This window comes from Pedobacter sp., from assembly GCF_045627485.1.
Lineage (GTDB): Bacteria > Bacteroidota > Bacteroidia > Sphingobacteriales > Sphingobacteriaceae > Pedobacter.
Genome location: NZ_JAZQNU010000073.1, coordinates 19,718 through 32,901, shown reverse-complemented (window position 1 = coordinate 32,901; position 13,184 = coordinate 19,718). Strand labels below are relative to the sequence as shown.

The window sequence follows — 13,184 nt, the reverse complement described above, 5'->3', positions numbered from 1 at the left end:
AAAAAGCCTGGAATCGTAAGATTTCAGGCTTTTTTGGTTATGAACGCACTGGTTATACCAAAAAAAAGCCTGATCATGATTTATGATACAGGCTCTTCCAGTGTTATCAGATACTATGGTGTTTCTTTACTCTGATATTGTCATCTTTGGGTTATGGAAAAGCCAATTGATTTCCTGCTTTCGAATCCAGAGGATTCTCCGTTAGCGTTATGAAATCAATGTTCTTATTCTTTCCCATAGTGTTAGTTTCGAAATAAAATAAGGTTGTTAGTTAGATAAAACACCATCTTTAATTAACTGATCAACCAGAACTTTAGGATAAGATTTAACAAAACTATCTATTGAACCTGGGCTAACTGTTTGAGATTGTGCAGACCACAACAATTTACCCGTCGCCGCGTCGTATAAATTAGATTCTAAAAAGTAAATTTTGTCAGTCACATAATATCCTGGGTCATAAAACATAGGATACCAATAATTATAATAACTATAAAAGCCACCATACCAACCATAGTAAGGATATGGCGCATAAACTCCCGAACCCGGAACATAGCGGGTTTCACTTTCTTTCTTAATTAAAGATACAGTTAGAATAGCTTCCGCGCCTGTGCCTTTAATAAGGTTTGCAAGCTCCTGTTCAGTAGGTTTGGTCTTATAAAAGTCGGGACTGAAAAAGTTCGAACTTTCAACCGCCTTAATACCCCTCAGGGCTGCTTGCTGCGCGAGTGCATTTTCCAACTTGGTTCGGACTTCAATGTTACTGGTAAGACATGCTATAAACACGGTCTTTCCAGCTACCACCATTCCCTTTGCGGCAGGATCAACCCAGGAACCTGTAATTTTGGTTGATGTACTGCAACTTAATAGCATTGCACCTAATACAAATGCCATTAAAATTCTTTTTTGTTTCATAACAGAATTTTTAAGTTTACTTCAATAATCAAAACTCCGTGAAGGTCATCTGCACTGACCATTTTTTTTTCCTGAGCTTGCCTATTTGAAGTAAAACACTCTGATTATTACGAAGTTTGAAATATTTTAAAAAACAGTATTAATATTTATTTTTTTGTAATACTTTCACTTAAAGCCATTAAGTTTTATAATATTTTGTATTGTGTTATAATTTTTTTAAAAAATTTAAAGGCGAAATAATAGTGCTCCTGACCTTATCTTAAATCGCCATCTGTAATAAAATTTCATACATTTAAAACAATTAAATCAGACTTAATTTTATGATTCCAAAAATGGGTAATGCACTTTGGCTTTATGATGATGATTTTAAACACCTCAATTTTTTAGATAAAATTGGAAATTTATTTAGCGGAGTAAAACCTTTACACAGTCATGCCGGACTAATTGGCCTTGAAAATGGGCGTATCTGTTTAGAATCAGAATCAGACACTTTAGAAATAGCGCTAATAGCTATCACCCAAATTTATTTAGGCTTTGACAAGAATTATAAAAGAGCCTACGTTAAGAATTTCGGTACTACATGGCAGCCATTAAAAATAACTTTTACAACATTAGCGTTAACCACCAGGGTGGTCTACCTTATTATTGACTTCAATTATTTTTCCACCAGTAATAAGCATTGGTATGATTTATTACAAGAGCGGTTGTCATGAAAACACCACAAGTATAGCCATTGAATCTTTGCTATGATAACATCGTAAGGAGCAAGCTTTCAATCTGGTAAAAACGTGATCATAAAAATCCAAGTTGCGAGTTTGTTTTCGTAAATTGTAGCTCATACCCGTAATCTTAGTGAGTGAGGTTGCATATGCCTCCAGGTGCAGGTTGATTAATCTTAGTAGAGATTGATTTTGAATCTAATCAAAAACTAAAAGTGTTATGATTTTACAGGAAGAGTATACGCTATCTAATGGGTTGAAAATTCCAAAGCTGGGTCTGGGCACGTGGTTTATCAATGACAATAAAGCTGCCCAAACTGTAATAGATGCAGTAAAAATTGGATACAGACATATTGATACTGCCCAGGCTTACCAGAACGAAAATGGCGTTGGAGAAGGAATAAAAGCCTGCGGGGTAAACAGGGATGATATTTTTGTGACCACAAAGCTTGCAGCTGAAGTCAAGTCATACAAAGAAGCTGTTGCCTCAATTGATGTTTCTCTAGGAAAATTAGGTTTGGAATATATTGACTTGATGATTATTCACAGCCCTAAACCGTGGGCCGAATTCCATGGAAGTAAACCTTACTTCGAAGGTAACCAAGAAGCGTGGAAAGCACTAGAGGAGGCCTATCAAGCAGGAAAGCTTCATGCTATTGGTGTTTCAAACTTCGAGATGGCCGACATCGAGAATATTCTGGATGCTTGCTCCGTAAAACCGATGGTAAACCAAATTCTGGCGCATATAAGCAATACTCCCACCGAATTAATACAGTATTGCAAAAATAAAGGCCTTTTAGTAGAGGCCTACTCCCCAATTGGCCATGGCGTGTTATTAAAAAACCCGCAGCTAATAGAAATTGCACAAAAATATGATGTCTCAGTTGCCCAACTGGGTATCCGCTACTGCCTTCAACTGGAACTGCTCCCTCTTCCAAAGACGGCAAACCCTGAGCATATGAAAACCAATGCAGAAGTTGATTTTATCATTTCAGATGAAGATATGCAATTTCTTAAAAATATGGATCCCATAGAAAATTATGGGGAGGCAAGCAAATTTCCTGTATTTGGAAAGAAGTAGCCTGAATAAGGAAGCGCTTTAGCACCATCAACAATTTACTAGTTAGGTGTTTGCGGTGTTACCACACTACCCAAATGCATACAAAATGAGATTTATTTTAACAAAGACTACTAAATCGATAGATTTAATTGTAATTTTAAATAACACTCTTATATTTGTATCATTAATCTTAAAAACATGCTCCCATTGAAATTATATATCAAAAATTTTCAATTCATTTTCAGCCAAAGTTGTTGTTGCAATCCCAGGAAGTCAACGGACAGTACTAAGGCATAAAAGATTTTCTGTAATTCTGAATACTATTTAAGGAACGTAAAATACGTCCATCGGGAATTGCTATGCCCTTATTTCTGCAAGCTTATCCAACTATAATAAGCCTTTGAGTAACTCAACATACAGCATTGAAAACCTAAACAAAATTCAACTTTACCTAACAAACCATGAAAAAAAGCATACTTCTTCTCTTTTCGTTTTTAATCACAGCAAAGTTTGCCTTTGCTCAGGGGCCTATCACCGGCATCATTAAACGGAGTAACGGTGCTCCTGTTCCACATGCTACAATCCTTATCAGAGGCACCACAGTTTCCACAATTGCTGATGAGAATGGAAAGTTTATTATTAATACTACTCCTGAAACGCCTTTCTACCTACAGGTTAGCTCAGTTGGTTACAAACCTCAGGATTTTCAGATTTTAAAGGTTGATGATGTTCCTGTAGAATTGGTGTTGGTAGAAAATGCCTTGTTAGATGAGATCGTGGTTACCTCCCGCCGGCGTTCTGAGGTACTACAAGACGTGCCTATCCCTATTTCGGTAGTAGGTGGTACACAAATCGACCAATCTGGTGCATTTAATGTTAACCGGGTTAAAGAACTAATTCCCTCTGTACAGCTCTACACCTCAAACCCACGGAATACCGGTATCAATATACGTGGCATAGGCTCACCCTTTGGTCTAACCAATGATGGGCTTGATCCCGGTGTAGGATTCTATGTGGATGGTGTTTATTACGCACGTCCGGCCGCAGCTACGCTAGATTTTATAGATGTGGAACGTATAGAGGTTTTACGTGGGCCACAGGGAACTTTATTCGGCAAAAACACGAGTGCCGGGGCCTTTAATATCATCACGCGAAAGGCAAGTTTTATACCTGAAGCCAGCTTTGAAACAAGTTTTGGTAACTACGGTTATATACAGGCAAAAGCTTCGGTTACAGGGCCAATAACGAAAAAACTTGCCGGTCGTATTTCTTTTTCGGGGACACAGCGTGATGGCCTGATTGATAACGTGAGGACCGGTTCAGCAACTAATGACCTTAATAACCTGGGCGTACGCGCACAACTACTTTACAAAATATCAGAAAATGTAGCTATTACTTTATCAGGTGATGTCACAGACCAAAAACCTGATGGCTATGCGCAAGTGGTTGCCGGAGTTGCGCCCACCCTCCGACCAGCATATCGACAGTTTAATGCCATTACCACTGATCTCGGTTATACACTACCAAGTTTAAATGCTTTTGACCGAGAGATCGACCACGATACACCATGGAGGTCAGGCAATCAATTAGGTGGTGCTTCCCTTAACATCGACGCTAAAATAGGTCCCGGAACCCTCACCTCAACATCAGCATGGCGTTATTGGGATTGGGACCCATCCAACGACAGAGATTTTACCGGTTTACAGGCACTGGCAAAATCACAGAACCCAGCCGAACATAGAAACTGGTCGCAGGAAGTTCGCTACGCAGGCGACTTCACAAAAAGTTTAAGTGGTGTGATTGGATTATTTTACATCGACCAGGAAGTTAAAATTACCGGTACTGAGGAATCTGGATCTGCACAATGGCGTTTTTCCCAAAGTTCTACCAGCCCGCTTTGGAGCACACATGGCCTCTTTGAAGGTTATGGCATTTATACTAATGCATCAATCAAATCACAAAGTGCTGCCGTATTTGCGAGCATAGATTGGCAGATTATAGAGAAAGTGCATCTTTTGCCCGGGGTACGCCTAAACTATGATCAAAAGGATGTAGACTATATCCGTGCAGCCAGAGGCGGTTTAGAAACCAGTGACCCTGCTTTACTGGCATTAAAAAACGGTGTATATAGCAGTCAGCAGTATGTTGCTGATGCTGACGAGACAAACTTTACTTATTCGGCTACTTTAGCTTATAAACCTAGCCGAAGAATCAATGCATTTGCAACCTATTCGACTAGTTTTAAACCTGTGGGTGTAAATGTGGCTGGTTTACCAACTGTTAATGGTGCAGCGGCGACAGACCTGGCCGTAATTAAGCCTGAAGATACCAAACATTACGAAATCGGAATTAAATCAACGCTCTTTGATAACTTAATTATGAACCTTACTTTCCATAACTCTGATATTAAAGATTACCAGACCAATGTCCAATCGCCTGAGTTAGGTGTTAACCGAGGTTATATCGCTAACGCCGAGGAAGTGAATGTAAAGGGTGCTGAAATAGATGCCAGCGTAAAGCTGAGTAATTCGATTTCGTTTTATGGCGCTGCAGCCTACACAGAGGCTACATATGTCAGATTCACTAATGCACCCCTTCCATTAGAAGAAACCGGACGTACGGAAAATGGTGTTCAGGTTGCCTTTAAAGATATTTCAGGTGGTGTACTTCCAGGCGTGTCAAAATGGGCAGGATCAATGGGGGCAGAATTCTCCACACCCATTAAGTCCATAAGCAAAGATACCAAGTTCTTTATTGCCATTGATGGCTCATTCCGGTCTTCGTTCTCATCCAGCCCTTCACCATCGGCCTACTTAAATATTGATGGTTATACCATTTTAAACGGCAGAATAGGATTTAGAGCGCCCTATGGTATCTCCGCTTTCGTATGGGGTCGTAATCTATTAGAGGAGAATTATTATGAACAACTTTTACCCGCTGGAGGTAATGCAGGCCATTACGCTGGGGTTCTGGGCGACCAAAGAACTTTCGGTGCTACCCTACGTTATGCGTTTTAACACCATTTCATGCATTTACAGGGCTAACATGCAGTAATATTAGCGTGGATTTTGCGCAGTATTACAAATTCTGCTACTCTGATAAGGGTAAGGTAAAGTAGAACACTGAGCCTTGCCCTTCTTCGCTTTCTACCCAAATCTTTCCAAGATGAAGTCTAATAATTTCAGCACTCAAGTATAACCCTATTCCAAAACCTGATACTGTTTTTAGCTTTCGATTCTGGATTCGGTAAAACCGGCTAAACAGCTTGGGTTGATCGGCCTTGGAAATCCCGATTCCTTCATCTCTAATGGAGAATTGCGCCATTCCGTTCACATGTTCGCAACGTATCGTAACCTTTGTATTGGGACGTGAGTATTTGATTGCATTACCTAAAAGGTTATTGATCACTTGTCCAATTTTCTCACGATCGGCATATACAGATAAAGGTTTGCAGTTGGAAAACAAGATCGTATGACTCTTGTCCGTTAGCGACACTTCTTCTACGATTTCAGCAACCAACTTGTCTATGGTAAATTTTTCATATTCCAGATAGATTTTACCTGCTTCCAACCTCGAAAGATCAAGGAAACTTCTGATCATATTATTCATTTTATTTACCTGCCCCTCCACCTTTCCCAGTGATTTAACAGTAAAAACATCACCGCTGGTTTTTGCCTTCATATTTAAAAGTTGTACATATACTTTTAATGAGGTTAACGGTGTTTTCAGTTCATGGCTCACCATGGCGATAAAGTCATTCTTTCTGATTTCATCTTGTTTATGTTCAGTAATTTCCATCAAGATTCCTGAAATCCGAACTGGAACCCCTGCCTGGTCTCGGTAGATTTTACCCGTGGCCCTCATCCACCTGATTTTTTGATCGTTGTGATCTAAAATGGAGAACTCCACACTAAACTTTTCACCCTTTGAAATAGAGTGGCGAAAAGCATGAAGTACAATTGGACGGTAATCTTCCGTAATCTGTCTAACAAAACTTTCGTACGTCATTTCCTCACCGGGCAAGTAACCGAAAAGCTCTTTAAGACGATCGGATACTACTAATCTTTTTGTGATTGGCTGGAAATGCCAGGTACCTAAGTTTGCCGATTCAATAGCAATACGTAACATCTCTTCAGCCCTTTCGGTTTTAAGCCGATTCTCTACCCTGGTAGTGATATCTTCTGCACCAACAATAACACCGTAAACGTTACCATCAGCATCTAGCATAGGATCGTAAAAATAACTCACATACTTTTTGCCAATTCCTTCTGTAGTTTGATAATAGAAAACATCTTCTGGCTGAACAATGGATTTTCCAGTTTCATATACCTCCCGAATATGTTCCGGAAACGGCTGTCCGATTAACTCAGGAAATATTTTCATGAGTGGCTTACCCATCACCTCGGTAGTTGTTTTTCCCCATAACTGAAGCATTGGCTGGTTAGCGATCTCTACCGTCCAGGTTTTACCCTTTAACACGAGCAACCCGTAATGGGTATTCATGACCACATTCCTGAAGTTGGCAACACTTTCTTCCAGCTTCCTTTTTACTTGTACTAATTGCGTTACCTCTGCAGCCACAATCATCACCCCAGTGGTGTGTCCGGTCTGGTCTTTAATTGGTTGATGTACAAAATTAAAAAAGGCGTTTTCCAGGTTACCGTTACGCATCAACACAGCTTGAACTTCGTTGCCTACAAGTGGCTCACCCCAGGTATAAACATCTTCAAGTAACTTTAGAATCCGTTGACCTTGAAGTTCTGGCAGTGCAGCCGATAAAGGCAAGCCGACAATGTCTTCAGATTTACCCCAAAGTTCGAGCAACATGGTATTAACAGATTCTACAACAAGCCTCTTTCCACGTAATATTCCCATACCAAAAGGAGCCTGGTCAATAAGTTGCATTAACCCGCCATCAGTTATGGTTGCACTATATAACAAATAACCCACTTCACCTGCAGCATTTAATATAGGGCTGACACTGGCACTTAGCTGTATAGTGGATCCTCCTCCATAAGGATTAAGGGAAAAAGGATGTATAACGCTTGTTTGTTTTTTATCTACAACCTGTTGAAAGACTCGGGTGGTGTCTGAATGAAATAAACTCGGAGGCGCCTCCGCTAAACTTCTGTTTAACAAGTCCTCACGGGAAAATCCAGTTAACTTAATAAATTCATCACCAGCCACCAAAATAGAAAACACTGATCCTTCGACTTTAAAGACGAGTCCGTTAAAAGTTTTCGCTAACAGGGATTTATAAAAAGTATCATTTTGAGGATCCATTCAATATTTGGCTTCAACTATATTTATCAACTCTTGAACATCAAAGGGCTTTTCCAGGAAAGCATCATAACCGATATCGCTTTCGCTATAAATGAACTTTGGAAATGCCGACAATAGGATAACAGGAATATGAGAATACTGTTTGCTCGACTTGATATGTTTACGAACTGTACCCCCGTTCAGACTATTAAGATTATAGTCTAATAAAACAATATCGGGCTGATGTAAAGACAAAAGGTGAAATATATCATCAGCGTGTTCATAAAAAAAAACCTCATTTTTATCTGATGGAAAAACTGCCTTAAAAACATCTCCTATCTCCTGATCGTCATCAATCACTAAAATTCGCTTTTTCATTTTTGGAGGGTAATTTGGTACACCTAAAACTTTATCGGTGAGTTAATTCACAACATTATAGTGTATCATAATGTTTGATACTTTAGGTTTCTGAATTGTCCTCACAGGTATTCGACGCTTGGATTTATCTTACTTATGACATCTCTTTACAAAAATTTTTGCTTATCATATTGAAGAGTTCTCAACTCATCCACAATGGGGCAAGAAAACTATACTATATAATTCAGGTCGTCATTACAACATTAATATTATATTTGACTTTTAGATCATATCCTGCGTTTTGCTGTTCTAAATTGGACAAATAGCAACTTGATTCTAAATACATCAAATAATTATTAAACAAGCAAAAAATGCCTAATAAACAGGAAAATGCATTAAATAACATCCTATCTGTAGATATAGGAGGTTCTAATATTAAAGCCTGCCTTTTAAGTCCCGACGGAACAGCATTATCAGAGTACACCAAGTTACCTACTCCTGTTAAATCGACACCAGAGGCTGTATTAATTGTCATTAAGCAGTTAGCAGCTACTATGGGTACTTTCGGAAAAATTTCTGTAGGATTTCCCGGGTATGTTAAACAAGGTGTGGTTTATACTGCTCCAAACTTAGCTAAGGGAAAATGGCACCGTATTGAATTGGCACAGATGATTAGCGACTCAATAGGCAAGCCGGTACGCTTAATTAATGACGCAGACCTACAGGGACTTGCATTGGTTGATGGTGAAGGATTTGAAATTGTAATGACCTTTGGAACAGGATTCGGAACGGCATTACTTTATGATGGCGAACTGCTTCCACATTTAGAATTGGCGCATCTACCAATAACTAATAATAAGGATTATGACGATTATGTAGGTGACAAGGCCATGAGAAAAATTGGCATAAAAGAATGGAACGAACGGGTAGCAAGAGTCATAGATATTTATAAAACAGTGTTTAACTTCGATAAACTCTTTTTAGGCGGTGGTAATTCCAAATATATAGACTTCAAGCTGGAAGATCATGTGAAAATGGCCTCTAACCGCGAGGGAATTAAAGGCGGGGCAAAATTATGGAAAGTTCAGGAAAAATACCACCTGGTTACAAAACACCCTGCCAAATCGGCTTTATAAGCAAGTTAATATAGAATCGTTATAAGAACGCACAAACTTATGAAAAAATACACTTTAGGAATGATTGGTCTGGGTACTATGGGCCGTAACCTTTTATTAAATATGGCCGATCACGGCTATGCTGTTACTGGATACGACAAGGACCCAAAGATGCTTAAGCTATTAGAAGAGGTTGGGAAAGAACACGATTTAAAGGGCTTCGAATCACTTGAAGATTTTGTCCAAAGTCTGGAATTACCCCGGAGAATAGTATTATTGGTTCCCGCAGGGGCAATAGTAGACAGCGTAATTGCTGAGCTTTCTCCATTATTGGACAAGGGCGATATTATAATTGATAGCGGAAACTCACATTTTACTGATACAACCCGCAGGGCATTAGCCTTAGCAGATCAAGGGCTTCATTTCTTCGGCATGGGTATTTCTGGTGGCGAAGAAGGCGCACGGTTCGGTCCGAGCATGATGCCAGGTGGCGACAAAAAGGCCTACAGTGCAATGAAAGAAGTACTAGAATCTATTGCAGCAAAGGTAAATGGCGACCCCTGCGTAACGTACATAGGTCCAGGCGCTTCCGGACATTTTGTAAAAATGGTTCACAATGGTATAGAATACGCCATGATGCAACTGCTTGCTGAAGCCTACGACATTATGAAAAATGGCATGGGTTATAAAAACAACCAGATACAGGCGGCTTTTGCCAAATGGAACCAGGGACGTTTGAAATCCTTTCTGATGGAGGTTACTGCCGAAGTATTTGCTTTTGTAGATGATAAAACCGGCAACCTGATGATTGATATGATTAAGGATGAAGCGAAATCCAAAGGTACAGGCAAATGGACTTCACAGGTATCAATGGATTTAAGCCTACCTATACCCACCATTAACGAAGCCGTTAGTTCTCGTGATATTTCGAAATTTAAGAATCTTCGTGTTGAATTGGCAGCCGCGTTTCCGCACACGACTACCATACCAGATAATGCTGCAGAATTAGAAGTGCAGCTTGAAGAAGCATTGTACTTTGCGATGATCAGCTGTTATGCTCAGGGACTACATTTATTATGGCAAGCCTCAGCGACCTACCAATACGACTTAAACCTTAAAGAAATTGCTAAGATATGGCGTGGTGGTTGCATTATTAGAGCCGAGTTATTAGAAGATATTTACCAGGCTTACAGCAAAGATCCAGCATTGGAGCATTTGTTTGCAGATAAAAACATACAGGATAAGATTAAAAGCACTTTACCATCTTTAAGAAAGATCGTTACCTTATCTGTTGAGAATGGACTTCCTGTTGCTGCATTTGCTTCTACTTTAACCTATTTTGATGCTTTAAGAACCGAAAAATTACCTTCCAACCTTATCCAGGCACAACGTGATTTCTTTGGTGCACATACTTTTGAACGTACGGACGAAGAAGGCATTTTTCATGCAATCTGGAACCCTATTACCTTGTAATACTAAGTTATGAAAACAACGATCAATCTAAAACCTACCATTTTTGTTATTTTTGGTGGAACTGGAGATCTAAATATGCGCAAACTGGCGCCAGCTTTATACAATCTCTTTGCCGATGGCTATATGCCAGAAAAATATGCCATTATCGGAACTTCTAGGAAAAGTTTTACAGACGAAAAGTTCAGAGACGTTATTATGGAGGGCGTAAACAGCTTTTCTAGAACCGGTAAAGTAAAAAAAGACAAATGGGCCAATTTTGCTGAAAACGTATACTATACCCCCGTTGATGTTTCTGCCCCTAAAACTTTCGAAGGTTTGAAGGAACGTATAGAAGTTTTTCAAAACGAATTTGGGCCAGAAACCCAAGTGGTTTATTACCTCGCCGTTGCGCCGAACTTGTTTCCATTGATTGCTACCTGTATTTCGGACTACAAACTAGCCGGAACAGAGGATACTTGCAGAATTGTAATTGAAAAGCCTTTTGGTAGAGATTTGGCTACTGCAAAAGAACTCAACCAGTTGTTAACCAACATATTTACCGAAAAGCAGATTTATAGAATTGACCATTACCTGGGTAAAGAAACTGTTCAGAATATTATGGCTTTTCGTTTTGCGAATTCATTTTTGGAACCCCTATGGAACCGTACCTACATTGATCATGTGCAGATTTCTGTAACTGAACAATTAGGCGTTGGCGACCGTGGCGGTTATTATGAAAGTGCGGGTGCCTTACGTGATATGATCCAGAACCATTTATTGCAGCTCCTTTGTCTAATTGGGATGGAAACGCCAATCAATTTTGATGCTGACGAAATTCGCAATAAAAAAGTTGATGTATTGAAAGCCATGCGTGCTTTTAGCCCCGAAGATATTCGGTTTAGCACTGTAAGAGGACAATATACTAAAGGATGGGTGGAAGGTAAGGAAGTACCAGGCTACCGTCATGAAAACGGTGTAGCTGCAGACTCCAATACTGAAACTTTTGCTGCAATCAAATTTTTTGTAGATAACTGGCGCTGGCAGGGTGTACCATTTTATGTGCGCACTGGAAAACGTTTGTTTCAAACATCTTCTTTAATTGCCATTCAATTTAAAGATGTGCCACACCAAATTTTCCCATCGGGTGTAACAGAACACTGGCAACAAAACCGCCTGATCATCAGCATTCAACCAGAAATGAGTATACGTTTACAGGTGCAAGGCAAAAGACCTGGTTTAGATATGGTATTAAACCCTGTAGATATGGTATTTGATTACAAAGGGACATACGACTCTGAGTCACCGGAAGCCTACGAAACGTTACTACTCGATGTAATGACCGGAGACCAAACACAGTTTATGCGTGCGGATCAGGTAGAAAGTGCCTGGGAATTGTTAATGCCGGTTATTAATGCCTGGGAAAGCAAAAAATCATTAAGTTTCCCTAACTACACTGCCGATTCGTGGGGACCAGAAGATGCCGAGGCCCTCATTGCCCGTGATGGTTTCCATTGGTTCAAATTGCCTTTAAATAAAGATTAATTGAAATGAATTTACTGATATATAATACCAAAGACGAGTTACTTCATGACCTGGCCAGGTACATTATTAAAATAGCAGAAAAGAGCATACAGGAGCAGGATTGCTTCAATTTTGTATTAACTGGTGGTAATTCACCAAAGGAATTGTATCACCTTTTAGCTACGGAATATCGAGATGCTATTGATTGGACTAAGGTTTATTTCTTCTTTGGCGACGAACGTAATGTGCCTTCTAACCATGAAAGTTATAATGGACTCATGGCAAAAGAAAGTATCTTGGATCCTCTGAACATTGCTGCTGATCATATCTTTTATGTACCTACAGATCTTGCTCCAGAAAAAGCAGCCATTGAATACCAGAAGGCAATTGTCAAACATTTTGACGGTAGCGACCTGAACTTCGATCTTATTTTATTGGGTATGGGCGACGACGCCCACACGGCATCATTGTTTCCGAAAACTGACATCCTCAAAGTAAAAGAGTCCGCGGTTGATGCTGTTTATGTTGATAAATTGTCTACCTATCGCGTAAGCTTTACCGCTCCATTAATTAATAAAGCCAAGAACATAGCTTTCCTGGTATTTGGTGAAAGTAAAGCCAAAGCTGTTAAACAAGTAGTAGAACAAGAAAAAAAAGACAGCAGCTTATTCCCGGCCCAAATGATCAAACCGGTAGACGGTTTTGTGACCTGGTTTGTTGACAAAGACGCGGCCTCTTTACTGGATAATTAATAGTAATGCCAAACAAAATCTGTACACACCGTGT

General features: G+C 39.6%; 10 protein-coding genes. 7 read left to right on the top strand and 3 right to left on the bottom strand.

The window, feature by feature from the left end:
• Nucleotides 1-267: 267 nt before the first annotated feature.
• A complete protein-coding gene (locus ACR2F3_RS05335) occupies nucleotides 268-912 on the bottom strand; it encodes a hypothetical protein (RefSeq protein ID WP_432708943.1) in 645 nt (214 codons plus the stop codon).
• Between the two features lie 320 nt (nucleotides 913-1,232).
• On the opposite strand from ACR2F3_RS05335, the gene ACR2F3_RS05330 reads away from it, so the two are divergent.
• From ACR2F3_RS05330 to ACR2F3_RS05320, 3 genes are all read left to right on the top strand, one after another.
• Nucleotides 1,233-1,625, top strand: a complete 393-nt coding sequence (locus tag ACR2F3_RS05330) for a hypothetical protein (protein WP_432708942.1) — start codon at nucleotides 1,233-1,235, stop codon at nucleotides 1,623-1,625.
• Between the two features lie 226 nt (nucleotides 1,626-1,851).
• Complete coding sequence (locus ACR2F3_RS05325; RefSeq protein WP_432708941.1) at nucleotides 1,852-2,712, top strand: aldo/keto reductase; 861 nt, start codon at nucleotides 1,852-1,854, stop codon at nucleotides 2,710-2,712.
• Between the two features lie 440 nt (nucleotides 2,713-3,152).
• Complete coding sequence (locus ACR2F3_RS05320) at nucleotides 3,153-5,708, top strand: TonB-dependent receptor (protein WP_432708940.1); 2,556 nt, start codon at nucleotides 3,153-3,155, stop codon at nucleotides 5,706-5,708.
• A 73-nt stretch (nucleotides 5,709-5,781) separates the two neighbouring features.
• On the opposite strand, the gene ACR2F3_RS05315 is transcribed toward ACR2F3_RS05320, so the two are convergent.
• Nucleotides 5,782-7,974 carry an ATP-binding protein gene (locus tag ACR2F3_RS05315; RefSeq protein WP_432708939.1) on the bottom strand — a complete coding sequence of 731 codons (2,193 nt, stop codon included), beginning with the start codon at nucleotides 7,972-7,974 and terminating at the stop codon, nucleotides 5,782-5,784.
• Nucleotides 7,975-8,331 (bottom strand): response regulator, encoded by a 357-nt coding sequence (locus ACR2F3_RS05310; protein ID WP_432708938.1) that lies wholly within the window; start codon nucleotides 8,329-8,331, stop codon nucleotides 7,975-7,977.
• Between the two features lie 350 nt (nucleotides 8,332-8,681).
• Between ACR2F3_RS05310 and ACR2F3_RS05305 the strand changes: the two genes are divergently transcribed.
• From ACR2F3_RS05305 to pgl, 4 genes are read left to right on the top strand one after another with little or no spacing between them, the layout of a single operon-like run.
• A complete protein-coding gene (locus ACR2F3_RS05305; RefSeq protein WP_432708937.1) occupies nucleotides 8,682-9,446 on the top strand; it encodes an ROK family protein in 765 nt (254 codons plus the stop codon).
• Between the two features lie 39 nt (nucleotides 9,447-9,485).
• Nucleotides 9,486-10,898 (top strand): NADP-dependent phosphogluconate dehydrogenase, encoded by a 1,413-nt coding sequence (gene gndA / locus ACR2F3_RS05300; protein ID WP_432708936.1) that lies wholly within the window; start codon nucleotides 9,486-9,488, stop codon nucleotides 10,896-10,898.
• Nucleotides 10,899-10,907: 9 nt separating this feature from the next.
• On the top strand, nucleotides 10,908-12,419 hold the full coding sequence (gene zwf, locus ACR2F3_RS05295; RefSeq protein ID WP_432708935.1) for a glucose-6-phosphate dehydrogenase: 1,512 nt from the start codon (nucleotides 10,908-10,910) through the stop codon (nucleotides 12,417-12,419).
• Between the two features lie 5 nt (nucleotides 12,420-12,424).
• Nucleotides 12,425-13,150 (top strand): 6-phosphogluconolactonase, encoded by a 726-nt coding sequence (pgl, locus tag ACR2F3_RS05290; protein ID WP_432708934.1) that lies wholly within the window; start codon nucleotides 12,425-12,427, stop codon nucleotides 13,148-13,150.
• Nucleotides 13,151-13,184 lie beyond the last annotated feature (34 nt).